We start from the raw sequence: 24,408 nt of genomic DNA on the forward strand, positions 1-24,408 counted from the left end.
TATGCCACCGCCCGGTCACAAAATTGCGCGCGCATCCACAACTGCCTTGTTGGTAACGCAAGGCTGCCCTTGAATAAAGACACTAGACAACCTTAAATACCGGGCAACGAAGGGGTTGCGGCCTGTCCGCCGTCATGCGGCTCCAGGGCCCGGTGCCGAAAGGCGCTGCCAGGGAAAGGCCCCGTTATTGAAAGGAACGCTTCCATGTCTGCCCGCCACACGAAGGTATTGATCATCGGCTCCGGTCCCGCCGGTTATACCGCGGCGATCTACGCGGCCCGCGCAATGCTGAAACCCGTGCTGATCGCCGGCATGGAACAGGGCGGCCAGCTGATGATTACCACCGATGTCGAGAACTATCCGGGCTTTGCCGATCCGATCCAGGGTCCGTGGCTGATGGACCAGATGCTGAAGCAGGCGACGCATGTGGGCGCGGAAATCGTTAGCGACCTCGTCACCGAAGTTGAAACCAATGTACGGCCTTTCGTCGTCAAGACCGATTCCGGTCAGGTCTGGACCGCCGATACGCTGATCATCGCCACCGGTGCCAAGGCCAAGTGGCTTGGCATCGAGAGCGAGCAGCATTTCCAGGGCTTCGGTGTTTCCGCCTGCGCCACCTGCGACGGCTTCTTCTATCGCAACAAGGATGTGATCGTGGTCGGCGGCGGCAACTCCGCCGTGGAAGAAGCGCTGTACCTTGCCCATATCGCCAAGTCGGTCACCGTCGTGCACCGCCGCGATAGCTTCCGCTCGGAAAAAATCCTGCAGGAACGGCTGTTCGCCAAGGAAAACGTCAAGATTCTCTGGAACACGGAAATCGCCGAAATTACCGGTGCACCCGCAAAGCCGCCAATGCCGCCTTCCGTCTCCGGCGTGAAGCTGCGTGATACCAAGACCGGCACGATCAGCGAATTCCCCATCGACGGCGTCTTCGTCGCCATCGGCCATGCGCCGGCAGTCGAGCTGTTCAAGGGCAAGGTGAAGCTGAAAGACAACGGCTACATGTGGACCGCCCCCGATTCCACGGCGACCGACGTGGAAGGCATTTTCGCGGCTGGCGACGTCACCGACGACATCTACCGTCAGGCGATCACCGCCGCCGGCATGGGCTGCATGGCCGCGCTGGAAGCGGAACGTTATCTCACCGCGCATCAACCGCTTGCTGTCGCAGCGGAATAACCGAAAGGCAGGATAGGCATGGCAATGCCATTGGACTGGGATAAACTGCGCATTTTTCATGCCGCAGCCGAAGCAGGGTCTTTCACCCATGCTGCCGACAAGCTGCATTTGTCCCAGTCGGCCATTAGCCGTCAGGTCAGCGCGCTGGAGCAGGATGTCGGCGTCAAGCTGTTCCATCGCCACGCCCGCGGTCTCATCCTCACCGAACAGGGCGAGTTGCTGTACCGCACCGCCCATGACGTGCTTCTGAAGCTCGAAACGGTGAAGATGCAGCTCACCGAAACGACGGAGAAGCCGAGCGGCAAGCTGCGCGTGACGACGACCGTCGGTCTCGGCCAGGGCTGGCTGACGGACAAGGTGCAGGAATTCCTACAGCTCTATCCGGAAATGTCGATCCAGCTCATCCTCGATAATGAAGAGCTGGACGTGAACATGCGTCACGCCGATTGCGCCATCCGCCTGCGCCAGCCGCAGCAGTCGGACCTCATTCAGCGCAAGCTGTTCACGGTGCACATGCACGTTTACGCCGCGCCGTCCTACATCAATCGCCACGGCGAGCCGCAATCGATCGAGGATCTCGACAATCACCGCATCATCTCCTTCGGTGAACCGGCGCCCAACTATCTGCTGGACGTTAACTGGCTGGAAAATGCCGGACGCTCTTCCGACAATACGCGCACGCCGCATCTGCAGATCAACAGCCAGACCTCGATCAAGCGCGCCTGCCTGCTGGGAATCGGCATCGCCTGCTTGCCGGATTATATCGTCGGCCGCGATCCGGGCCTTATCCAGCTATCGCTCGCCGCAGATATTCCGTCCTTCGATACCTATTTCTGCTATCCCGACGAGATGAAAAACGCTGCAAAGCTGAAAGCCTTCCGCGACTTCATCGTGGCAAAGGCGCGGAACTGGAACTTCTGACGTTAAAATAATCGACACTCGGTCATAGCTATTAAATTTCAATAACTTATCTTACGAAATACTCGAGCGGCGCACATGCGCCGCCCGGGAGCATTGCACATAAAATATACCGGAAATATCGAGGGCTGCGTGGTGCGCATGCCTGACCTGCACAAAAAAGAGTTGTTTCGTGCACAAAAAAGCACCATATCGCTCTCAGCTGATGCACACGGTGGCTTTTCCTCCCAGTTCCACCGCATCAGCTGTTCCCCTCTGGAGGTTTTTGACCTTCACACTTAAAGGGCCCTGGATCCATCCGGCGGCCCTCTTTTTTTACCCGCAAGAATTTTCTCCGAATTGGCGAAATATCGCATGATGCAACCTTGTTTTGCATTATTCCCACACCCATATTTTAGTCAGCTGTCACGCTCGCCCAAGGCACGCGACAGCTGTTCCCCTCTGGAGGTTTTGACCTTCAAACTTATCAGGCCGCGGAGATATCCAGCGGCCTTCTTTTTTGGAAATGCCTGCCCGCCCCCTCGATCCTCACAGAGACGTGACTTGTATATCGATGATGACCGATATAAATATCGGACATGCCAGATATTGAAGAAGCACCGATGAACCCGGAGGAAATCCTCAAAGCCCTTTCGCACCCCGCAAGGCTGAAATTCCTGGAATGGCTGAAGTCTCCGGAAAGTCACTTCTGCCAGGAGCATCCCCTCAGCATGGGTGTATGCGCCAACCAGTTTCAGATCAGCGGCCTGTCGCAATCCACCGTCTCGTCGCATCTGGCGGTGTTGCAGGCAGCCGGCCTGATAAGGTCGAAAAAGGTCGGGCAATGGGTGTTTTTCGAACGCAACGAGGAAACCATCGACGCCTTCCGCAATTATCTGCAAGCCAATCTCTGAGCCTCCCAAGCTTTGAGCCTCGGGGTGTCGGACCGGAAACCGCAAGGCGGTTTTCATTCCGGCACCCAGACAGAAAGACAGCGCGTCCCCCGCGCAATTTCGCCAACCGACCAGAAAGTGAAGTCGCATGACCAGTCTTTTCGAACCGGCACAGGCCGGCGATATCGCACTCGCCAACCGTATCGTCATGGCTCCCCTCACCCGCAACCGTTCGCCGGGCGCTATTCCCAACAATCTCAACGCCACCTATTACGAGCAGCGCGCCACGGCCGGGCTGATCGTCACCGAAGGCACGCCGATTTCCCAGCAGGGTCAGGGTTACGCTGACGTTCCCGGCCTCTACAAGCGGGAAGCGATCGCGGGCTGGAAACAGGTTACCGATGGCGTGCATTCGGCCGGTGGCAAAATCGTCGCACAGATCTGGCATGTGGGCCGCATTTCCCACACCTCGCTGCAGCCGCATGGCGGCCAGCCGGTCGCGCCTTCCGCCATTCCTGCCAAGTCGAAGACCTATATCATCAATGATGACGGCACCGGCGCCTTTGCCGAAACCTCCGAGCCCCGTGCGCTCACCATCGACGATATCGGCCTCATCCTCGAGGATTACCGCAGCGGCGCCCGCGCGGCGCTGGAGGCCGGTTTCGACGGCGTCGAAATCCATGCCGCCAATGGCTACCTGATCGAGCAGTTCCTGAAATCCAGCACCAACCAGCGCACGGATGATTATGGCGGTTCGATTGAAAACCGCGCCCGCTTCCTGCTCGAGGTTGTCGACGCGGTGGCGGAAGAGATCGGCGCAGGCCGCACCGGCATCCGCCTCTCGCCCGTCACGCCCGCCAACGACATTTTCGAAGCCGATCCGCAGCCGCTTTATAATTACGTGGCGGAACAGCTCGGCAAGCGCGATCTCGCTTTCATCCATGTCGTCGAAGGCGCAACCGGCGGCCCGCGCGATTTCAAGCAGGGCGACAAGCCTTTCGATTATGCAGCCTTCAAGGCCGCTTATCGCAATGCCGGCGGCAAGGGCCTTTGGATCGCCAATAATGGCTACGACCGTGAGAGCGCCATCGAGGCAGTTGAAAGCGGTAAAGTCGACGCCGTGGCTTTCGGCAAGGCCTTCATCGCCAATCCGGATCTGGTCCGCCGCCTGAAAAACGACGCGCCGCTCAACGAGCCGAACCAGCCGACCTTCTATGGCGGCGGAGCCGAAGGTTACACCGACTATCCAGCGCTTGCCTGATAAGGGATAAAGCAAAGACGCCGCACTGCTCGAAAGCAGTGCGGCGTTTTCTTTCAGCGCAGGCTTCGCGTCTGCCGCGCGGCAAAATCGGAAAACGCGCCCATGACGAAGGCGTTGGGCACATGCAGCGCCTGCAGGAAGCCATTGCCCGTTTCCCGACCGATGCTCATCAGGGCCACCTGAAGACAGTAAAGACCAAGCAGGACCAGCGTGCGGGCAAGATTCGGCCGCAGATCGTCATATAGAGAAGCGAGAACCGCCAGCGACAGGATCGGAACGGCGATCAGAAAGCCGAGCCCCTTGTGCAGCGAAAGCAGCGATCCATCGTAATAGATCGATAGCCCGGCCAGCAGCACCTGCGCGAAGATCAGCGCCGGCACGCTTGCCGAAATCACGGCAAACACGCGACGCCGGGCCGACATCCCATTCGCAACCGCGGCCATCACACCCTGCCCCCGGCATCGGCCGGATGCGGAAGGCTCGACGGCTGCGGCCTCTGTTCAAGGCAGCCGAGGCTCGCAAGCGTCGTCGCTACCGCGATGTCGATCGGTGTTCTGGGTTCCGTTCCGAGAAAATCCGTCAGCCTGCGATTGCTCATCCGGATCGGCATATGCCAGAGATATTGCATTTCCAGCACTTCACGGAACAGGGGAACGAAGGGAGCGGCCAATTTGATGCCCGACCAGGATAGCTGCCGCCTCTTGACCGGATGCCCGACAACTCGCTCGATGGCTTCAACCAATTGCAGCCCGTCGAAATCCCAGAAACCTTCCATGTGATAGACGGCGAAAGCCGGAAGCTCGCCTGCGCGGTCCAGCAGCCGGCCAATGGTCTCGGCGACATCCGGCAGATAGGCCCATTGATGCCCGGCATGGGGCGCGGCGGGATTCTGGACACGCCGGACCGGCTTTCCGGGCTTCACCAGCATCTGCGAAAACCAGTTGTTTCTCGCGTCCGGCCCAAAGAAATCCCCGGCGCGGACGATCAGCACCGGCACGCCGCGCATCGACGCCATTTTCAGCCGCCGCTCCATCTCCACACGCAATGCGCCCTTGCGGGTAAAAGGCCTTTGCGGGCTGTCTTCCGTCAGAAGCGGAAAGGCGTCCGGGCCGAAATTATAGACGCTGCCCGGAAAGACGATCCTCGCCCCGCAGGCCTCGGCGGCGGCGATGCTATTGTCGAGCATCGGCAGCACCTGGCTTTCCCAATTGCGATATCCGGGAGGATTGACCGCATGGACGATGAGGCTCACGCCTTTTGCCGCATCCATCACATCCTGCCGGTTCATGGCGTCCCCGGCCACACGTTCGACGCCATCCGTAGCGCCCGTTGACGCCCGCTGGCGCGTCATCGCCCTTACCCGCCATCCCCGTTGCTGCAGCATTCTGGAGACCTGGCTGCCGACACCGCCATTCACCCCCAAAATCAGGGCCAGAGGCCGTTCATTCCGCGCTGTATTTGCGTTGTTTTCATATATCATCGCCGTACTCCTTGTTGTGGGCTGGAGTATCGCCCCGTTCCGCGGTATACGAAATTATCGAAATGAGTGGAGCAGCTATACAAAATCTTATGACCAGAAACCGTGACATCAGCTGGGATTTCTATCGCACCTTCCTCAGCGTGCTGAGCGACGGTTCACTGTCCGCCGCCGCCCGCGAGCTTGGCATCACCCAGCCGACGGCGGGACGTCATATCGGCGCGCTGGAAGAGGCCGTCGGCTTTCCGCTGTTCATCCGCTCGCCGCACGGGCTGATGCCGACGGAAGCCGCGCTTGCGCTCCGCCCCTATGCGGAAAATCTCGCGGCGACGACCGCCGCCCTCATGCGCGCGGCCTCCGGCGAAGTCGGCAAGATCGAAGGCACGGTGCGAATCAGCGCATCCGATATCATCGGCGTGGAAATGCTGCCGCCGATCATCACGGCCATGCAGGAGGTTCACCCGCGGCTTGAAATCGAGCTTTCGCTCTCCGATACGCTGGAAGACCTTTTAAGGCGCGAGGCGGATATCGCCATTCGCATGACCGAACCGCAGCAGGATGCGATCGTGATGCGTTATATCGGCAATTTCCGTCTGGGATTTCATGCGACGCGCGACTATCTGGCAAGAGCCGGCACCCCGAAGAGCATGGAAGATCTGAACCATCACCGGATGGTCGGTTTCGACCGCAAGACGCCTTTCATTCGGGCGGCCATCCAGCGGATGCGCTCGCTCGATCCGGACATACCCGATATTGAGGAAATTTCCTTTGAAATCCGCGCCGACAGCAATCTCGCCCAGCTTGCCATGATCCGCGCCAGCGCAGGCATCGGCGTCTGTCAGATCGGCCTGGCGCGCAAGGACCCCCGGCTCGTTCAGGTTCTTCCGAAAATCGACATCCCGCTCCACACCTGGGTCGCGATGCATGAAAATCTCAAGACCTCGCCGCGATGTCGTGCCGTGTTCAGCGCCCTCGTCGAAGGCCTCAAGGGGCATCTTAAAGAAACCGATCCGGGCGCACCGCCGAAACGGCGCTAATGCCGATCCCGCATCGATGCCACGCGGGCCGGCATCCGCAATTGCCTGAAAGAGACCGGCGGAATACGCAAAGTGATCCCGGCTTTGCTGGAAATCCACGGATCGCCGATCAAAACGGTCTGGCCTGCTGCGTCGTCTTGTCGACCACCTCGGCTTCCGGCCGGTCACCGCCCTGGCTATATTCTTCATGCCAGTGGCCGCTCTCATCCTGATAGCTGATTTCCTCGTCATCGCCCCCCACCTGCTGTTCGGCGGCGACGATGCGCGCAGCTTCGACGGCATCCGCATAAGAAGGGAATGTTTCGGAATAAGCGCCGTTCATGCGGTAGGCAAAGCCTCCGTCATGTTCGACAATTTCATATACCACTTTGGTCATGCATGGTCCTCCTGTCTCGGTAGGCGACATGGCAACCACAACCGCGTTTCAAGCATTGCACCCGATGGGACACCGCGGCATGAGCAGCATGTCCTGCAACACCACTATCCTACCAAAAGCATTCAAGCGCAAATCCTGCTTGATCTGGGGGACGATACGTCACAGCCTGAGCCGATCAGGGGGAAGGGAAATCGATGGCGGGTTCTATTCTGAAACAGGAGCGCATGCTGCTGCTGGCAATACCGGCGGCAATCGTCGCCTATCTGGCCGAACATGCAATATTCGAAGCCGGAAAAACGGCGGCGCTTATCGCCGCAGTCGCGCTGATCGGACTCATCGTCCTGGTCTCGATGCGGGTTGCCCATCACGCCGAAATCCTCGCCACCAAGGTCGGCGACCCTTACGGCACCATGATCCTGACGCTGTCGGCCGTCGCGGTGGAAGTGCTGATCCTCGCCATCATCATGAGCGAATCCAGTTCGCCCACTCTGGTGCGGGATACGATCTATTCCGCCGTGATGATCGACATCAACGGCATTCTCGGTCTCGCGGCGCTGCTCGGCGGGCTTCGCCACGGCGAGCAGCCCTATAATGACGATTCCGGCAAGACCTATGGCGTGATGATCCTCACCGCCATGGGTATTTCGATGATCGTGCCGGAATTCATCCCCAATGAAAGCTGGCATGTCTACTCCGCCTTCACCATCGTCGCGATGATCGCGCTTTACGCCCTGTTCCTCAAAATGCAGGTCGGCCCGCACAGCTATTTCTTCAGCTACGCCTATCCCCGCAAGGCGCATCCGGCCGGGCAGGCATCGGACGGTCATGCGGAAGAGGAGGACGAAGGCAGCGTATCGCTCTCCATCGGCCTCATCATCGCCGGCGTGGTGCTGATCGGTGTGCTGGCGGAATTCATGTCGGCCTTCTTAAGCGAAAGCCTCGAGGGCACCAGCGCGCCGCCGGCGCTGATGGCGGTGGTGGTGGCGACGATCTCGGCATCGCCGGAAATCCTCACCGCGCTCCGGTCCGCCTTGCGAAACCGCATGCAGGCCGTGGTCAATATCGCCATGGGCGCATCGCTGTCGACGGTCATCCTCACCGTGCCCGTCATGGAGGGTATCGCGCTCTATACGGGCCAGCCTTTCATCATGGCGATGACGCCGGTTCAGACCGTCATGGTCTTCATCACCCTCATCGCCGCCGCCATCAATCTCAATGACGGCGAGACCAACGCGATTGAAGGAATGACGCATTTCATTCTATTCGCCACCTTCATCATGCTGCTGTTTCTGGGGCTTTGACCAAAACGAAAAAAGCCCGGCATCGCTGCCGGGCTTCTTCATTTGAGATCACAACCGATCAGCGGCAATCGGCGCAGAAGCGCTGGATGCGCTTGCAGGCCTCTTCCAGCAGCGCTTCCGACGTGGCGTAGGAAATGCGGAAGTTCGGGCCGAGGCCGAAAGCCGATCCCTGCACGACGGCGACGCCTTCGGCTTCGAGAAGCTCGGAAACGAAATCCGTATCCGTCTCGATGACCTTGCCCGACGGCGCGGTCTTGCCGATCAGGCCGGCGCAGGACGGATAAACGTAGAATGCGCCTTCCGGAGCCGGGCAGCTGATGCCCTTCGCCTGGTTGAGCATGGAAACGACGAGATCGCGGCGGCCTTCGAAGATTTTCTTGTTGGCCGGAATGAAATCCTGCGTGCCGTTCAAGGCTTCGACAGCGGCCCATTGCGCAATCGAGCTTGCGCCCGAGGTCTGCTGGCCCTGAATCATGTCCATGGCCTTGATCAGCGGCAGCGGGCCAGCAGCGTAACCGATACGCCAGCCGGTCATGGCATAGGCCTTGGAGACGCCGTTCATCGTCAGCGTGCGGTCATAGAGCGAAGGCTCGACTTCGACCGGCGTGACAAATTTGAAATCGCCATAGGTCAGGTGCTCATACATGTCGTCCGTCAGCACCCAGACATGTGGATGCTTGACGAGCACGTCGGTCAGCGCCTTCAGCTCGTCATGCGAATAGGCGGCGCCCGAGGGGTTGGACGGCGAGTTGAACACGAACCACTTGGTCTTCGGCGTGATCGCCTTTTCCAGCGCTTCCGGCTTCAGCTTGAAATTGTCTTCCAGCGTGGCGTCGACGAAAACCGGCGTACCGCCGCAGATCGCCACCATTTCCGGATAGCTGACCCAGTAGGGCGCCGGAATGATGACTTCATCGCCTGGGTTCAGGGTGGCCATGAAGGCGTTGAAGAGGATCTGCTTGCCGCCCGTGCCGACAATCGTCTGCTCCGGCTTGTAGTCCAGGCCGTTTTCACGCTTGAACTTGTCGGCAATCGCCTTGCGCAGTTCCGGAATACCCGAAACCGGCGTGTATTTCGTCTCGCCGCGCTTGATGGCGTCGATGGCCGCTTCCTTGATATTTTCGGGCGTATCGAAATCCGGCTCGCCGGCGCCAAGGCTGATCACATCGCGGCCCTTCGCTTTCAGCTCACGGGCTTTCTGGGTAACGGCGATGGTGGCGGATGGCTTTACGCGGGAGAGAATGTCGGCAAGGAAGGCCATTTTTAATCGGTCCTATTGGGGTTGACATCAGCAGAGGTTGGAAAACTTGTCATCTGCGGCATTTTCTATGTCGAAAGACAGGCCTTCTTTCAAGGTCAAAAGCCGGCTTATGTACTGCATCGCAGAATTTAAACCTTCCTTAACCCGGAAGTAACGCTTGATACGCTACATTCGCGAGCCTAGAGGTCGTGTCTCTATAGCTGGTTGAAAAATGGCGCTCAAAAGCATCTTTTCCAGTCTTGTCCGCGAGGTCGATGGCACATGGTCCACGGCCTATAGCACCTTCAACCTGAAATCGGCCCTGCAGCCCATTTTCCGCCGCACGGCGAGCGGTATTCTTGACATCGATTCCTTCGAGGGTCTGGTACGTCCCCATCGCAAACGGCGAGCCGGTAACGCCGGGCGAATTTTTCTCGCTGGTCGCGCCGGAAGACATCGAAAATATCGACAGCATCCTGCGCACGATCCACATTCTCAACACCGGCAGGCTCAACCGGTCCCGCGCCCGCATCTTCGTCAATTTCCATCCGGGGCTGTTCCAGACCCCGGCCAAGATGCGCCAGGAAGTGGAGCGCATGCGTCTTGCCGCCCACGAGGCCGGCATGACGGCGGATCGCATCGTCTGCGAAATCTCCGAGAAAAAAGCCTCCGACACGCAGATGGTCGCCGACTTCGCCTACCACATGCACGATATCGGCTTTCGCGTGGCGCTCGATGACTATGGCGCGGGCGATTCCGACATCGACCGGGTGAAGCTCATCAAGCCGGACTATGTGAAATTCGAAGCCGGCTGGGTGCGCGATTTCATGCAGAATTCGGCGGGTGCTGCCCTTCTGCGCGTCATCGTCAGCCAGTTTCGCGCCGATGGCATAGAGCCGGTCTTCGAAGGACTGGAAGCCGCGTGGCAGGTCGATCTGTGCGAGGAACTCGGCGTCCTGTTGATGCAGGGCTATGTGCTGGCAAAGCCCGAACTTGCCCCGACCAGTTTCGACACACGTTTCCCGGAACTCGGCAGTGAATATTTTGCCCCGTCAAGGGCGGAAAGACGCCCTGCGCCACCGGCATTTTTCCGGGAAGAACGCCCCGCCGATCCGCACCCGCTGCGCCAGACCCGAACCTTCGGAAAACGCGGCCTCTGACGCCAAATCCGCCCAAACGGCTCTCCTGACCGGCTTTGCCACAATATTGCCGCAATAAATGCCGCGGAACGCCAGAATTCGGTCTCCAAGCCGTCCATTTCGAAGCCTCTTTTATCCTTTAAGAACAGGGACAAGAGGCGACAGCCATGTTTACCAACGATCGGACTTCCGTTGAAAGGTTAAGGGCGCAGAGAACGCTGTTTTCCCTCTGGATGGCCGTTGCGGCTTTTCTCGTCATCGTCACCATGGCCGCCGGCATCGCAACCTCAGCCAATGCGGCTACCCAGGCGGTCGATACCCTGCATACATCCGCCATTCCGCAGGTGGCGGCGACGACGAAAGCGGGTCCCCACATCCTGCTCATCGTCCTTTCGGCCGCGGCCTTTATCGGCCTCGGCATTGGCGGCCTGACGCTCACCCGGCGCAGCCTGAAGGACGAGGCCCGCCGCTACAAATAAGCGGCCCTCCCCTCGACTTGCGGCATCGGCAGGTTGCTGCTAAAGCACCCGGAAACAGTCATCCGCATCGCGGATCGATATTTCAAAAATCCCCGAATTGCCGCGGCCGCGACTGAATGATCTTCCGGCCCTGCCGTGCTGGTGCCAACAATGACGCGTATTCAGGCCAATATGCTGCTTCTGCTCGCCGCAGCAATCTGGGGAGGCGGCTTCGTCGCGCAATCCTCCGCCATGGCCTCGATCGGCCCGTTCTGGTTCGTCGGCCTGCGTTTCGCCATCGCCGCCATCGCCGTGCTGCCCTTCGCGCTCATGGAAACACGGTCGCTGAAATCGCCGCCGCGCCGGCGCGAAATCGGCAGCTTCATCCTCGTGGGTCTGGCCCTGTTCGGCGGCGCCACCACCCAGCAGGTCGGGCTCCTGACCACGACCGTCACCAATTCCAGCTTCCTGACCGGGCTCTACGTCATCTTCGTACCCGTGATCGCCGTCGTGCTTTACCGCCGTCACCCCCACTGGATCGTCTGGCCATGCGCGCTCATGATGCTGGGCGGCATATTCCTGCTCTCCGGCGGCGCTTTCGAGGCGCTGACCACGGGCGATATTCTCAGCATCATCTGCGCCTTTTTCTGGGCTATCCAGATCACGCTGGCCGGGCGCTTCGTCTCCGAAAGCGGAAGGCCGCTGGCGCTTTCCTGCACCCAGTTCGCCGTTTGCTCCCTTCTTAGTTGCATGATCGGTGTCGTGTTCGAACCGATCAGCATGGCCTCCATCGAGGCGTCGCTGGCGGAAATCCTCTATGTCGGCCTCGTCTCCTCCGGCCTCGCCTTCGTGCTGCAGGTCATCGGCCAGCGTTACACCACCGCCCCGCAGGCCGCGATATTCCTGTCCTCGGAAGCGCTTTTCGGCGCTTTGCTGGCTTCGGTGTTCCTGAAGGAAACCATTTCAGGCGCCGGCTATATCGGCTGCCTGATCATATTCGTCGCAATCCTAATCGTGGAACTGGTGCCGGAATTGACGCGCAAACGGCAAAAATCCATGGCTGGAGCGGCCTGACGCAAAAAGAACTTATTTTTCTCTTTCCGCCATAAATCCAGATAGGGCATTCAAATTTTGCCGCGAAATCCTGCGGCAAACGGCAATTATTTCATCAACTGTCACTTCTGCGGAAAAAATATGCGATTGCACGATGTTATTCTACCGCAGGTTTTTTATCTGACAAAAAGCCCGTGAAAACTTTTGCTTGCCAATTTTCGATAAACGCATCACTCTACCGCGGTTCGGGCAATTTGCGAGCATGGGAAGGCCTATAATTTTGCGCACTGGGGACGCTATAAACCTCGGGCGGTGGGACGAAAAACGTTGGATGAGAACGCCATTACTTCCCGCTGCGAAGGTCCATTTTCTCAATAGTCAAAAACTGCCTGCCAACGCCCACGCGGGGCAAAACTGTAATGCTGCCTGTAGCTGAACGCGGGCAGAGCGAAAAGGACCTGATGCATGGCCGAAACTGGCACCGTAAAATTCTTCAATACAGACAAAGGCTTCGGCTTCATCAAGCCAGACAATGGTGGCGCTGATATCTTTGTTCACATCTCTGCTGTACAGGCTTCTGGCCTGTCCGGACTTTCAGAAAATCAGAAAGTGAGCTTCGACACGGAACCGGATCGTCGCGGCAAGGGGCCGAAGGCAGTCAATCTGCAGATTGCTGGCTGACCCTAAAACGGCTTTCTTTTCTAGTTGAAGCCCGGCAGGAATGCCGGGTTTTTTTGTGCGGTCCCGCAGGCCTTAGAGCATTTCCAGGAAAAGCGGAAAAACTCTAATGGGCCGGTACTCAGAGCCCCTTGAGATAGGGGTTGGTGAGCCGTTCCTCACCCAGTCGTCCGCCCGGACCATGGCCGCAGATGAAACCGACATCGTCACCCAGCGGCAAAAGCTTGTCGCGAATGGACGCCATCAATTGCTCGTGGTTTCCGCCCGGCAGGTCCGTGCGCCCCACCGATCCCGAAAACAGCACATCGCCGACATGGGCGAAGTTCTGGTCGCGGTTGTAATATATGACGTGGCCGGGCGCATGGCCCGGGCAATGATAGACTTCGAAGACATGATCCCCGAAGGATACCCTGTCGCCGTCCTTCAGCCATTTGTCGGGCGCAACGTTCCGAAGACCGCTAATGCCATATTTTTCGGCCTGCGCCTCAACTCTTTCGAGCAAGGGCCGGTCGTCCTCATGCGGCCCGATGACCGGCAGCGACAGCTTTTCACGCAGTTCATCGGCACCGCCGGCATGATCGAGATGCCCATGCGTCAGCCAGATTTCCTTCAGCGCGATGCCGTTTTCAGACACGACCTGGAGAATGACGTCCACATCCCCGCCGGGATCGACGACGACGCCCTCCTTGGTATCCTGATCGAACAGGATGGTGCAATTCTGCTCGAATGGCGTGACCGGAATAATGCCCGCCTGCAATTTTCCCATATCCTGCGTCTCCTGTCTGAAAGCTCCTGCCTCCTATAGCCCGCGACCGGTGGCGGCACAATGGCGGCGGAAAAGACGCCGGCTTCCGGCGACTGAAGCAGTCTAAAAATCGAATTAGAAACAGTTAGATAGCAATAAAGCTTCGGCGGATGGCGGGAATTGCCGGCAAAAAATGTGGAACGCCCCGATGGTTGCGACGTTCTAGCTCCAGTCTTGAAAGGAGTGATGAACATGGACAAGACGCTTAAAATGCTGATCGCTGGCGGCGCCTTCGCCTTGATGGCCGGTTTCGCGAACGCCGCCATGGTCGCCACCACCGCATCGGATATTTCCGTTCGCTCAGGCCCCGGTGAAGACTATCCCGAAGTGGGGCTGGCCACCCGTGGCAGCAATGCGGTTCTGGATGGCTGCATGGAAGGCAGCAGCTGGTGCCGCATTGAAGTCAACGGCCTGCGCGGCTGGGCCCATGCCGATTATCTGAATGTCATGTATGAGGGCTCTCCGGTCATTCTCGAACAGCGCCGCTCGGAACTCAGCGTGCCGGTCGTGACCTATGAAACGACCTCAAGCGTGCAGGCAGAACCCAATCCCGGCGATCCGAACCTCGGCCGCGTCGGCGAAGTCGATCCACCGCAATCGGTGATGACCTATATTGACGAACATCCCGCAGACACCGTCACCTATGATGGTGACATAGCCGTCGGTAGTGTGCTGCCTTCGGATACGCGTCTCGTTGAAATTCCGGACTATCAATATCGTTATGTCCAGGTGAACGACGTGCCGGTTCTGGTCGAACCTTCGACGCGACGGATCGTTTACGTCTATCAGTAAACGCACGGCGGACATCAAGAGACGGATGAAGAGCGCGGAGTTTCCGCGCTCTTTTCTATTTCCGGTAAAGGCCACTCAGGATTCCAGTTGCACCCGCACCCGCGCCATATTATCCACCGCAACAGAAAATGATCGCGGCATTCTCCCGAGCGGACGCATTTTCGGCTATGTTTACAGAATATTGGCGCATCGACGCCCGTCAGCCTATGATCAGACAGCCGCAGAATATGAAGGAACCGCAGTGCCACCGCAATCGCTCAAAACCGCCGCCGCCAGGCAGACACCGGCACTCCCGAAGGTTGACGACGGCAAGATCGACTTCGACACGATCGAGGCGCTGTTCTTCGCCTATCGCGATTTCGTCTCCGATCCCGATGTCATTCTGTCGAAACTGGAATATGGGCGGGCGCATCACCGGGTGGTCTATTTCGTCAGCCGGCAGCCGGGCATGACGGTGGCGGATCTGCTCGATACGCTGCAGATTACCAAGCAGAGCCTTGCCCGTGTGCTGAAGCAATTGATCGACGACGGTTACATCCGCCAGATGGCAGGCCCGGAAGACCGCCGCCAGCGCAGGCTTTACCCCACGCTGACGGGCCGCGAACTCGCGCTGGCGCTGAGCGAGCCGCAATCGCGCCGCATCGACCGTGCGTTGGAAGGTCTCGGGCCGGACGCCCGCGCCTGCGTGCGCAAGTTCCTGGCGCAGATGCGCAGCCCGACGACGACGACCACCGTGGAGGACGAGTGACGATGGCGACAGCACCGACAAAACGTCCGCCGGCGGATGACGATGCGGCCCATCTCCTGATCGTCGACGACGATGCCCGCATTCGCGATCTCCTGCAGCGCTTTCTGGGCGACAAGGGCTATCGCATCTCCGTGGCGGCCGATGCGGCCGAAGCCCGGCGCAAAATGGTGGGCATCCGTTTCGATCTGCTCATCCTCGACGTGATGATGCCGGGCGAAAACGGGCTTTCGCTGACCCGCTCGCTGAACGAGGACAAATCCGTGCCGGTCATCCTTCTGACCGCCCGGTCGGAAGCGGATTCGCGCATCGCCGGGCTGGAAGCGGGTGCGGACGATTATCTCGCCAAACCCTTCGACCCGCGCGAGCTCGTCCTTCGCATCAACAATATCCTGCGGCGCAATACCTCGCCCGATACGCCCAAGATCGAACAGATCATGTTCGGCCCCTACAGCTTCTCCATCCCCAAAAAGGAATTGCGGCGCGGCCCCGAAACGATCCGCCTGACGGATCGCGAACAGGAGATCATGCTGCTTTTTGCGCTGCGCGCCGGCGATACCATTCCCCGCCACGAGCTGGTGGAAGCGGAATCGGAAGTGGGCGAAAGAACCATCGACGTGCAGATCAACCGTCTTCGCCGAAAGATCGAGGACGACCCTGCCAATCCTGTCTATCTGCAAACGGTGCGCGGCATCGGTTACCGCCTGAGCGTGGACTGACGAGCACTCAACGAAGGGCGAACGCACGGCCATGGCGAGCCTCGATTTTCTCAGCACGGTCAGAAACAGCGGCGCGGCCAAGGCCTGGCGCATGTCAGGCAGATGGCTGCGCCACTGGCTGCCAACCGGCCTATACACCCGCTCGCTGCTCATCATCATCCTGCCGATGATCCTGCTTCAGGCCGTGGTCGCGGCCGTTTTCATGGAACGCCACTGGCAGCTCGTGACGGAACGCCTCTCCTCCGCCGTGACGCGCGATATCGCCGCGATCATCGAGCTGCTGCAGACGGACCCGGAGGAAGACGACTATCAGCGCGTCATCCGCATCGCCCGCGACAAGCTGGATCTCAGCGTCTATATCGAACCGAAGACCGACCTGCCGGCCCCAAGACCGGAGCCGCTGTTTTCGATCCTCGACAGGATTCTGGCGGATCAGTTAACGCAGCAGATCGGCCGACCGTTCTGGATCGATACCTATGGCAACGGCTCGCTGGTGGAAATCCGCATCCAGCTCGAAGACAAGACCCTGCGCGTCTTCACCCGCCGCAGTTCGGCCTATGCCTCCAACACCCATATCTTCCTTGTCTGGATGGTCGGGGCGTCGCTGGTGCTGATCGCCATCTCCATCCTCTTCCTGCGCGGGCAGATCAAACCCATCGAAGCGCTCGCCAAGGCGGCGGAAAACTTCGGCAAGGGCCAGAAGATCAGCGGCTATTCCCCGCGCGGTGCGGACGAGGTGCGGCGCGCCGGCCTCGCCTTCATCCTGATGCGCGAGCGTATCGAGCGGCAGATGGAGCAGCGCACCGCCATGCTGAACGGCGTCAGCCACGACCTGCGCACCATCCTCACCCGCTTCAAGCTGCAACTGGCGCTCGCGGGCGACAATCCCGACCTCGAGGGGCTCGACAAGGATGTCGAGGACATGCAGTCGATGCTGGAGGCCTATCTGACCTTCGCCCGTACCGATGTCGAAGAGGATGTCGGCACGCTGGAGCTTCCGGCCCTTCTCGAAAAAATCGGCCATGATTTCGAGCTGCACGGCAAAAAATTCAGCTACGAGCTTTATAATATCGAGCGGATCATCGCGCGGCCGAATGCGCTGTCCCGGCTCGTCGCCAATCTGGCCGAAAATGCACGGCGCTACGCCGGCAATCTCCACATCGATATCCGCAAGGCGCCGCGTTCCATCATCATGACCTTTGACGATGACGGGCCGGGCATTCCGGAAAACTCACGCGAGGATGTGTTCAAGCCGTTCTTCCGGCTGGACGAAGCGCGCAACCTCAATGCTTCGGGCACCGGCCTTGGCCTTTCCATCGTCCGCGATATCGCCCGCAGCCACGGCGGCGACGTAACGCTCGATGAAAGCCCGATGGGCGGATTGCGGGTAATCGTAAAAATTCCGGCTTAGAGTTTTTTCGCTTTTTTTCGAATCGCGAAAACACTCTAACTCCTTGTTTCGGCACATTTCCGGACGGAAAACCGGGCTCCACTTTTCCTGGAAATGCTCTAGAGCACCGGATCGAAAAGTGTGTCACGGACTTGCGGTTTCCGTCACTCCGGCACTGAGCCGTCGTGTTCCATCAGCACATTTTCTCGCCGTTCGGCACCGGGCGCTCAACGGCCGCAAGCACGATATCGCCATTGGCATCGGCAAAACCGAGCGTCAGGACCTCGGACCGGAAAGGGCCGATCTGGCGCGGCGGAAAATTCACCACGCCCAGAACCTGCCGGCCGACAAGGCTTTCCAGCGTATAATGCACCGTGATCTGCGCCGAGGATTTCTTGACACCGATCTCCGGCCCGAAATCGATCTTCACCTTGAAGGCAGGCTTGCGCGCCTCGGGAAAAGGCTCGGCTTCGATGACGGTGCCGACGCGGATATCGACCTTCTCGAAATCGGCATAGGAAATTTCACTGCTCATGGCCCGCCCCTTCAACCCGCCAGCTCTTCGGCGCGCGTTTTTGCGGCAGCGACCGCCCTGTCGAACAGCGGCTGCATGCCGTCTTCGGCCATCAAAACGGACAGCGCCGCAGCCGTGGTGCCGCCCGGCGAGGTGACATTCTGGCGCAGGCGCGCCGCCTCGTCGGAGGACTGATGCAGCAGCTCGCCGGCGCCGGCCACGGTTTCGCGTGCCAGACGCATGGCCACATCCGCCGGCAGACCGGCCTTGCGGCCGGCTTCGGCCATGCATTCCACCAGATAGAAGACATAGGCCGGGCCGCTTCCCGAAACCGCGGTCACCGCGTCGATATCGCTTTCGGCATCCACCCATTCGACCGGGCCGCTGACTTTCAGCAACCCGTCCACCACCGTTTTAAGCTCCGGCGTCACAAGCTCGTTGGCATAGGCCCCCGTGACGCCACGGCCGACCATGGCCGGCGTATTGGGCATGGCCCGCACGGCGGCAACCTTGCCGAAATGCGAAACGAACGTGCCGATGGTGGTGCCCGCCGCAATCGAAACGACGACCGTATGCGGGCCCAGCAGGGGTTTCAGTGAGGGCAGTACGGCTTCCATCATCTGCGGCTTCACCGCCACGAAAAGAATTCCGGCCTTCACGCCCTCGGGCACGCCTTCGCTATGGGTGGCTCCGGCTTCCGCAATCGTCGTCCGCATCGCGTCGGAAGGGCGCGGATCGATCACGATGACCTGCGATCCCGGCACGCCCTTTTTCAGCCAGCCTGAAAGCAGAGCGCCGCCCATATTGCCGGCGCCCACCAGGACGAGCGGCCCGGAAGCCTTATATACCATCTTACGCTTCTCCGACGGTCTCGAACATGACCGCTTCGATTGCACTTTTCGCATCCAGCCCCGACCAGACGACGAACTGGAATGCCTGATAATATTGTTCGCAGGCTTCCAGAGCGCTGGAAAGCAGCACTTCCACCTGCTGGTTGTTCGGTTCGGCGCCGCCCGCCAGAAGCAGGGACTGGCGGAAAATCACCACATCTTCCTGCCGCCACAGATCGAAATGCCCCATCAGCACCTGACCGTTGACCTGAGAGAGCAGACGAATGACTTCGTTGACGCGCTGGTCCGGCACCTTGATGTCGAAGGCGCAGGCAAGATGTAGCGCCTCGAACTCTTCCATCCATGAAAAGGAGACGTGATAGTCGGCCCAGTGACCGGCGACAGTCATGGCGATCTCATCTTCGCCTGAACGTTCGAACGACCAGTCGTTCGAGGCGGCGACGATCTCGATCATGTCCACGGGATTGGACTGACGCTCAATTTCAAATTCTATCAGACTCATGCGGCACCTTCTCAGCCGGTAGGAATGTCCTGTTTTGAACGCCGGGCACAAAACGCACATACAAACCGGGATAAACATTTGAGACGATTGCCCGACACCACCAGAATTACGCATTCACCCTGTCTGGAGCTTACCAGGTCTTTTCGAATCATCATTTAAAATCAGTGTATAATGGCCGAGTCCTGCTGCCACCCCTTCCCCGCCATTTTTGCTTTTTGAACAGTGGATATCTCCTCCCCCATCACCTCAGGCGAGATACATAAGCGACTCTGCCGATTGCGTTTTTTGGAAGTGTCCACAGGCCCCAAAAAATTCGCGCCGGAGGGACGTTTTTAACAACCGGGAGTCATTTCGGGCGGAATGGGCCGAAAACAAAAAGTCCCGGAATCGCAAGCGATCCGGGACCCATCGGAAAAAGCGTTGAAAAATCAGTCTTTGGCGGCGGAAAGCTTCGCTTCCAGAGCCTCGATGCGGGCGCGCAGCGCGTCGTTTTCATCACGTGCCTGGATGGCCATTTCGCGAACGGCATCGAATTCCTCGCGCCGGACGACGTCCAGACTGTTCAGCCAGCGATCCGCCTGCGCATGAAAGGCGGCTTCGGCTTCCTTGCGTACACCCTGCGCCGCGCCGGCCGCATCGGTCATCAGCTTGGCGAATTCATCCAGAAAACGGTTGGTGCCTGTCGTGCTCATGGCGCTCATCCTTCGTCGGTTCAGGGGCATCGTCTTGCCCGCTGTTGCTAGCCTTCAGGTAGGCACTCCATCGCCGCCTTGCAAGCGAAATCGAAAAATCGCAAGAGCTTGCATGGCCTACGGTATCTTGAACCGGAGCTTGAAGAATCACCTTGACCGCCGCCATCGCAATCGCCATTTTCCTTGGCGTCAGGGAGACCGGTGAGCATCATCGCCCGGCCCCTTCAGGCAATGGCTCGTTCCGTTGTCCACCCCGCAACGATGACGGAATATACGGATTGTTAGCCGCTCCCACCCAAATCGCCATCATGCCCTTCCCCAATATCGATCCGGTGGCGCTGTCCCTCGGCCCGCTCTCGATCCACTGGTACGGCATCGCCTATGTCGCGGGCATCATGCTCGGCTGGTTTTACGCCCGCCGCCTCGCCCGCACGGATCGCCTGTGGCCGAACGAGACGTCGCCGATCTCGGCGCAGCATCTTGACGATTTCATCCTCTGGGCAGCCGGCGGCATCGTGCTCGGCGGGCGCATCGGCTACATCCTGTTTTACGATCTCGCCGCGGTTGCCGCCAATCCCATCAGGGCAATCGAGATATGGAATGGCGGCATGTCGTTCCATGGCGGCCTGATCGGCACCACCGTCGCCATGATCCTCTTCGCCCGCAAGAACGGCATCCCGGTCTGGAGCATGTTCGACGTCGTCGCGGCCGTAGCACCCATCGGCCTGCTGTTCGGGCGCATCGCCAATTTCATCAATGGCGAATTGTGGGGACGCATCGCCGACGTGCCATGGGCGGTCGTCTTCCCGACCGGCGGCCCCTTCGCGCGGCACCCGAGCCAGCTCTATGAAGCGGGTCTCGAAGGCCTCGTGCTCGTCATCGTTCTTGCAATCGCCATCTATGCCTTCAGGGCGCTGAAGACGCCCGGCGTCGTCACCGGCATCTTCGTCTGCGGTTACGCGCTGTCGCGCATCTTCGTGGAATTCTTCCGCGAGCCGGACGCGCAGATCGGTTATCTCGCCGGCAACTGGCTGACCATGGGCATGGTGCTCTCCACCCCCATGTTCGCTCTCGGCCTCTGGGCGGTTCTGCGGGCGCGCAGCGCGGCAAAAAGCGCCTGAACGGTATGACCCGCCATGACGACACCGCTCGCGCAACGCATCAAATCACTTATCCGGCTCAACGGTCCGCTTAGCGTTACCGACTTCTTCTCGCTCTGCCTCGCCGATCCGGAGCACGGTTATTACAGGAGTCGCGAGCCCTTCGGCCGTTCGGGCGATTTCATCACCGCACCTGAAGTCAGCCAGCTTTTCGGCGAAATGCTCGGCGTTTTCGTGGTTCATGCCTGGCAGAGGCACGGCGCCCCCATGGAAACGCAGCTGGTGGAAATCGGCCCCGGCCGCGGCACCATGATGTCGGACATGCTGCGCGTCATCCGCCGCATCGCACCGCCGCTTTACGAGACGATGCAGGTGCATCTGGTCGAAACCAGCCCCCGCCTTTCCGCCATCCAGAAGGAAACGCTGGCCGCACATGCGGACAGACTGATCTGGCATGACAGTTTCGACGACGTGCCGGAAGGTTTCCTGCTCCTCGTCGCCAACGAGCTTTTCGACGCCATTCCGATCCGGCAATTCATAAAGACGCCGCAGGGTTTTCGCGAACGGGTCGTCAGCCTCGATGCCAATGACGAACTTGTGTTCTCGACCGGGCTTGCCGGCATAGATCCGGCTTCGCTGCCGCCGCAGCCGGAACGGCAGCCGATTGGCACCATATTCGAGATTTCGCCTGCCCGCGAAGCCGTGATGACCGCGATCTGCCAGCGCCTCTCCGTCCATGGCGGCACGGCGCTCGCCATCGATTACGGCCATCTGATCGCCGGTTATGGCGATACGTTGCAGGCCATGCGCAACCATGCCTTCGACCCGGCGCTTGCGCATCCCGGCGAAGCCGATCTCACCAGCCATGTCGATTTCGAAAGCCTCGTGAAAACGGCCGAAGCAACCGGCGTACACGTCAACGGCACCCTGAGACAGGGCGACTTTCTCTATGGCCTCGGTCTCAAGGAACGCGCGGCCGCGCTTGCCGCCAAGGCCACGCCGGACCAGACGCTGGAAATCGCCGAAGCGGTCAACCGCCTCGCCGGCGAGGGCGCCGGCAAGATGGGGGAACTTTTCAAGGTCATCGCCGTTTCAAGTCCCGCGCTTCATCTCCTGCCGTTTCGCGCGGTGGATTGACAGCGCAATCACCTCTGGGCCAACATCGCTGCGACACACGAAGCAGGCACACTGCATCACACACGCCGCGCAACGCCGCGGCAACCGGAAACATCTCGCTTAACCGTACCTCACTGGCCAACAGCGATATTCTCCAAGGAATTCCCGCACCATGCAGAACGCAACGCTGCCGCTCCCCATCCAGAGTCCCCTGCTCGCCGACTATAGCAAAAACCGTATCCGTCACGGTTTTTTCACCCGGCAGGGCGGAGTGTCGGAGGGGCTTTATCAGGGCCTCAATGTCGGCCTCGGCTCGCATGACGAACCGGAACGGGTGCAGGAAAACCGTCGGCGCGTGACGCAATGGTTCGGCCTGTCGGCGGAGCGCCTCGCCACCGTGCACCAGATCCATTCCCCCGATGTGCTCGTGGTCGATGAAACCTATGACGGCAGCCGCCCGCAGGCCGACGCCATGGTAACCGCGACACCGGGTTTCGTGCTTGGCGTGCTGAGCGCCGATTGCGGCCCGATCCTGTTTGCCGATGCGGCAGCGGGCGTCGTGGGTGCGGCCCATGCCGGCTGGAAAGGGGCGCTGTTCGGCGTGCTCGAAAACACCATTGAGACCATGACGACGCTCGGCGCCAGCCGGGAGCGCATCGCCGCCTCGCTCGGCCCTTCGATCAGTCAGAACAATTATGAGGTCGGTCCGGAATATGTCGCACGTTTCACCGATATCGATCCGGCCTATGCGGATTATTTCGCCGGGACGGAGAAGGAAGGTCACGCATTGTTCGACCTCAAGCAATTCACCATCGACCGGCTGACGAAAGCCGGTGTGAAGGCGGAAAATCTCGGCCTCTGCACCTACCCCGACGAACATCGCTTTTATTCCTACCGCCGCACCACCCACCGCGCCGAACCCGATTATGGCCGGCAGATTTCCGCAATCGCAATTCTGGAGGACTGACATGGCCCTGCATTTCGAGCTTTCGGAATTCGATGCCCGCCGCGAGCGGCTGCTCGCGAAAATGGCCGAGGAGAAGCTGGACGCCCTTCTGCTTTTCGCGCAGGAAAGCATGTATTGGCTGACCGGCTATGACACGTTCGGCTACTGCTTCTTCCAGACGCTGGTGGTCAAATCGGACGGCTCCATGACGCTTCTGACCCGCTCGGCGGATCTGCGCCAGGCCCGCAATACCTCCATCATCGAGAATATCCTGATCTGGGTCGACCGGCCCAATGCCGACCCGACGCTCGATCTCAAGAACCTGCTGAGCGATCTCGACCTGCTGGGCGCAAAGATCGGCGTCGAATACGACACGCACGGCATGACCGGCCGCGTCGCCCGCCTGCTGGATAATCAGCTCGCCAGCTTCTGCCAGATGAGCGACGCTTCCTATCTGGTCAGCACCCTGCGGCTCGTCAAAAGCCCGGCCGAGATCGCCTATGCGCGCAAGGCGGGCCAATTGGCCGATGCGGCGCTGGACGCGGCGCTGCCGCTCATCAGGCCCGGCGCGGACGAGGCCGCGATCCTCGCGGCAATGCAGGGAGCGGTTCTGGCCGGCGGCGGCGATTACCCCGCCAATGAATTCATCGTCGGTTCCGGCGCGGATGCGCTGCTGTGCCGTTACAAGGCCGGCCGCCGCAGGCTCGACGCCAAGGATCAGCTGACGCTGGAATGGGCGGGTGTCAGCGCCCATTACCATGCCGCCATGATGCGCACGGTGGTGATCGGCGAACAGGATTTCCGCCAGAAGGAGCTATACAGCGCCTGCCTGCAAAACCTCACCGCCATCGAGGAAGTGCTGCGATCGGGCAAGACCTTCGGCGATGTCTTCGACGTCCATGCCCGCGTGATGGATGAACGCGGCTTGACCCGTCATCGGCTGAACTCCTGCGGTTATTCGCTGGGCGCGCGCTTCTCGCCGTCCTGGATGGAGCATCAGATGTTCCACGCCGGCAATCCGCAGGAGATCACCGCCGACATGACGCTCTTCGTGCATATGATCGTGATGGATTCCGATTCCGGCACGGCCATGACGCTCGGCCAGACCTATCTGACCACGGAGGGCGCGCCGGAGCCGCTCTCGCGCCACAACCTCGATCTTCTCACAGCTTAAATCGCCGCCGGGTTTGACAGAGCGGGAAAACCGCCCTTACATTGCGCCACCTTGGGCAAGAAGGAGCGGAACA

At 59.9% G+C, this 24,408-nt stretch carries 26 protein-coding genes and 1 pseudogene; 18 read left to right on the plus strand and 9 right to left on the minus strand.

What is annotated here, in order from left to right; translation table 11 throughout:
- Positions 1–204: 204 nt before the first annotated feature.
- From trxB to FGF54_RS09625, 4 genes are all read left to right on the plus strand, one after another.
- Positions 205–1,179, plus strand: a complete 975-nt coding sequence (gene trxB, locus FGF54_RS09610; RefSeq protein WP_003522850.1) for a thioredoxin-disulfide reductase — start codon at positions 205–207, stop codon at positions 1,177–1,179.
- Between the two features lie 24 nt (positions 1,180–1,203).
- The gene (locus FGF54_RS09615; RefSeq protein ID WP_020011327.1) at positions 1,204–2,100 is read left to right on the plus strand and encodes a LysR family transcriptional regulator VtlR; all 897 of its coding nucleotides are present in this window, start codon (positions 1,204–1,206) and stop codon (positions 2,098–2,100) included.
- Between the two features lie 599 nt (positions 2,101–2,699).
- Positions 2,700–2,990, plus strand: coding sequence for a helix-turn-helix transcriptional regulator (locus FGF54_RS09620; RefSeq protein WP_003522852.1), 291 nt, complete (start codon positions 2,700–2,702; stop codon positions 2,988–2,990).
- A 127-nt stretch (positions 2,991–3,117) separates the two neighbouring features.
- Entirely contained in the window at positions 3,118–4,230 is a 1,113-nt protein-coding gene (locus FGF54_RS09625; RefSeq protein WP_142779528.1) for an alkene reductase, read from the plus strand.
- A 53-nt stretch (positions 4,231–4,283) separates the two neighbouring features.
- Here the strand turns inward: FGF54_RS09625 and FGF54_RS09630 are convergent, their stop codons facing one another.
- On the minus strand, positions 4,284–4,673 hold the full coding sequence (locus FGF54_RS09630; RefSeq protein ID WP_142779529.1) for a DUF6220 domain-containing protein: 390 nt from the start codon (positions 4,671–4,673) through the stop codon (positions 4,284–4,286).
- A complete protein-coding gene (locus tag FGF54_RS09635) occupies positions 4,673–5,710 on the minus strand; it encodes an NAD-dependent epimerase/dehydratase family protein (RefSeq protein WP_142779530.1) in 1,038 nt (345 codons plus the stop codon). The genes FGF54_RS09630 and FGF54_RS09635 overlap by 1 nt, the downstream gene beginning before the upstream one ends.
- 89 nt (positions 5,711–5,799) lie before the next feature.
- Between FGF54_RS09635 and FGF54_RS09640 the strand changes: the two genes are divergently transcribed.
- On the plus strand, positions 5,800–6,744 hold the full coding sequence (locus tag FGF54_RS09640; RefSeq protein ID WP_003522856.1) for a LysR family transcriptional regulator: 945 nt from the start codon (positions 5,800–5,802) through the stop codon (positions 6,742–6,744).
- A gap of 109 nt (positions 6,745–6,853) precedes the next feature.
- Here FGF54_RS09640 and FGF54_RS09645 read toward each other — a convergent pair whose 3' ends face one another.
- Entirely contained in the window at positions 6,854–7,120 is a 267-nt protein-coding gene (locus FGF54_RS09645; RefSeq protein WP_003522857.1) for a DUF2188 domain-containing protein, read from the minus strand.
- Between the two features lie 194 nt (positions 7,121–7,314).
- Between FGF54_RS09645 and FGF54_RS09655 the strand changes: the two genes are divergently transcribed.
- Positions 7,315–8,421: a calcium:proton antiporter gene (locus FGF54_RS09655; protein WP_059757467.1), complete on the plus strand. Its 1,107-nt coding sequence runs from the start codon at positions 7,315–7,317 to the stop codon at positions 8,419–8,421.
- 58 nt (positions 8,422–8,479) lie between these two features.
- Here the strand turns inward: FGF54_RS09655 and FGF54_RS09660 are convergent, their stop codons facing one another.
- Positions 8,480–9,682, minus strand: coding sequence for a pyridoxal phosphate-dependent aminotransferase (locus FGF54_RS09660; RefSeq protein WP_003522859.1), 1,203 nt, complete (start codon positions 9,680–9,682; stop codon positions 8,480–8,482).
- Between the two features lie 211 nt (positions 9,683–9,893).
- Between FGF54_RS09660 and FGF54_RS09665 the strand changes: the two are divergent.
- The 4 genes and pseudogenes from FGF54_RS09665 (at position 9,894) to FGF54_RS09680 (ending at position 12,992) form a co-directional block, all read left to right on the plus strand.
- Positions 9,894–10,821 (plus strand): annotated as a pseudogene (locus FGF54_RS09665) (EAL domain-containing protein).
- A 146-nt stretch (positions 10,822–10,967) separates the two neighbouring features.
- Positions 10,968–11,279, plus strand: coding sequence for a hypothetical protein (locus tag FGF54_RS09670; protein ID WP_142779531.1), 312 nt, complete (start codon positions 10,968–10,970; stop codon positions 11,277–11,279).
- 150 nt (positions 11,280–11,429) lie between these two features.
- Positions 11,430–12,332, plus strand: coding sequence for a DMT family transporter (locus tag FGF54_RS09675; RefSeq protein ID WP_003522862.1), 903 nt, complete (start codon positions 11,430–11,432; stop codon positions 12,330–12,332).
- A 444-nt stretch (positions 12,333–12,776) separates the two neighbouring features.
- Entirely contained in the window at positions 12,777–12,992 is a 216-nt protein-coding gene (locus tag FGF54_RS09680) for a cold-shock protein (protein ID WP_003494703.1), read from the plus strand.
- Between the two features lie 118 nt (positions 12,993–13,110).
- Here FGF54_RS09680 and FGF54_RS09685 read toward each other — a convergent pair whose 3' ends face one another.
- On the minus strand, positions 13,111–13,755 hold the full coding sequence (locus FGF54_RS09685; RefSeq protein WP_020811278.1) for an MBL fold metallo-hydrolase: 645 nt from the start codon (positions 13,753–13,755) through the stop codon (positions 13,111–13,113).
- 231 nt (positions 13,756–13,986) lie between these two features.
- Here FGF54_RS09685 and FGF54_RS09690 point away from each other — a divergent pair, with 231 nt between their 5' ends.
- From FGF54_RS09690 to FGF54_RS09710, 4 genes are all read left to right on the plus strand, one after another.
- Positions 13,987–14,586: a DUF1236 domain-containing protein gene (locus FGF54_RS09690; RefSeq protein WP_142779532.1), complete on the plus strand. Its 600-nt coding sequence runs from the start codon at positions 13,987–13,989 to the stop codon at positions 14,584–14,586.
- Positions 14,587–14,827: 241 nt separating this feature from the next.
- Positions 14,828–15,334 (plus strand): MarR family winged helix-turn-helix transcriptional regulator, encoded by a 507-nt coding sequence (locus FGF54_RS09700; RefSeq protein WP_031234081.1) that lies wholly within the window; start codon positions 14,828–14,830, stop codon positions 15,332–15,334.
- 2 nt (positions 15,335–15,336) lie between these two features.
- Positions 15,337–16,050 (plus strand): response regulator, encoded by a 714-nt coding sequence (locus tag FGF54_RS09705; RefSeq protein WP_003522866.1) that lies wholly within the window; start codon positions 15,337–15,339, stop codon positions 16,048–16,050.
- A 31-nt stretch (positions 16,051–16,081) separates the two neighbouring features.
- Positions 16,082–17,461: an ATP-binding protein gene (locus FGF54_RS09710; protein ID WP_003522867.1), complete on the plus strand. Its 1,380-nt coding sequence runs from the start codon at positions 16,082–16,084 to the stop codon at positions 17,459–17,461.
- A gap of 172 nt (positions 17,462–17,633) precedes the next feature.
- Here the strand turns inward: FGF54_RS09710 and FGF54_RS09715 are convergent, their stop codons facing one another.
- From FGF54_RS09715 to FGF54_RS09730, 4 genes are all read right to left on the minus strand, one after another.
- Positions 17,634–17,975, minus strand: a complete 342-nt coding sequence (locus FGF54_RS09715) for a tRNA-binding protein (protein ID WP_142779533.1) — start codon at positions 17,973–17,975, stop codon at positions 17,634–17,636.
- 11 nt (positions 17,976–17,986) lie between these two features.
- Positions 17,987–18,805 (minus strand): pyrroline-5-carboxylate reductase, encoded by an 819-nt coding sequence (gene proC / locus FGF54_RS09720; protein WP_065655726.1) that lies wholly within the window; start codon positions 18,803–18,805, stop codon positions 17,987–17,989.
- 1 nt (position 18,806) lies between these two features.
- The gene (locus FGF54_RS09725; RefSeq protein WP_003522870.1) at positions 18,807–19,307 is read right to left on the minus strand and encodes a YbjN domain-containing protein; all 501 of its coding nucleotides are present in this window, start codon (positions 19,305–19,307) and stop codon (positions 18,807–18,809) included.
- A gap of 428 nt (positions 19,308–19,735) precedes the next feature.
- Complete coding sequence (locus FGF54_RS09730; protein ID WP_003522871.1) at positions 19,736–19,999, minus strand: accessory factor UbiK family protein; 264 nt, start codon at positions 19,997–19,999, stop codon at positions 19,736–19,738.
- A 308-nt stretch (positions 20,000–20,307) separates the two neighbouring features.
- Here FGF54_RS09730 and lgt point away from each other — a divergent pair, with 308 nt between their 5' ends.
- The 4 genes from lgt (at position 20,308) to FGF54_RS09755 (ending at position 24,335) form a co-directional block, all read left to right on the plus strand.
- A complete protein-coding gene (gene lgt / locus FGF54_RS09740) occupies positions 20,308–21,120 on the plus strand; it encodes a prolipoprotein diacylglyceryl transferase (RefSeq protein ID WP_035239431.1) in 813 nt (270 codons plus the stop codon).
- Between the two features lie 15 nt (positions 21,121–21,135).
- Entirely contained in the window at positions 21,136–22,236 is a 1,101-nt protein-coding gene (locus tag FGF54_RS09745) for a class I SAM-dependent methyltransferase (RefSeq protein WP_142779535.1), read from the plus strand.
- Positions 22,237–22,387: 151 nt separating this feature from the next.
- The gene (gene pgeF / locus FGF54_RS09750) at positions 22,388–23,182 is read left to right on the plus strand and encodes a peptidoglycan editing factor PgeF (RefSeq protein ID WP_142779536.1); all 795 of its coding nucleotides are present in this window, start codon (positions 22,388–22,390) and stop codon (positions 23,180–23,182) included.
- A gap of 1 nt (position 23,183) precedes the next feature.
- Positions 23,184–24,335, plus strand: coding sequence for a Xaa-Pro peptidase family protein (locus FGF54_RS09755; protein ID WP_142779537.1), 1,152 nt, complete (start codon positions 23,184–23,186; stop codon positions 24,333–24,335).
- The last annotated feature ends 73 nt before the right edge of the window (positions 24,336–24,408 follow it).

This window comes from Agrobacterium sp. T29, from assembly GCF_006970545.1.
In the GTDB taxonomy this organism is placed as follows: Bacteria; Pseudomonadota; Alphaproteobacteria; order Rhizobiales; family Rhizobiaceae; genus Agrobacterium; species Agrobacterium leguminum.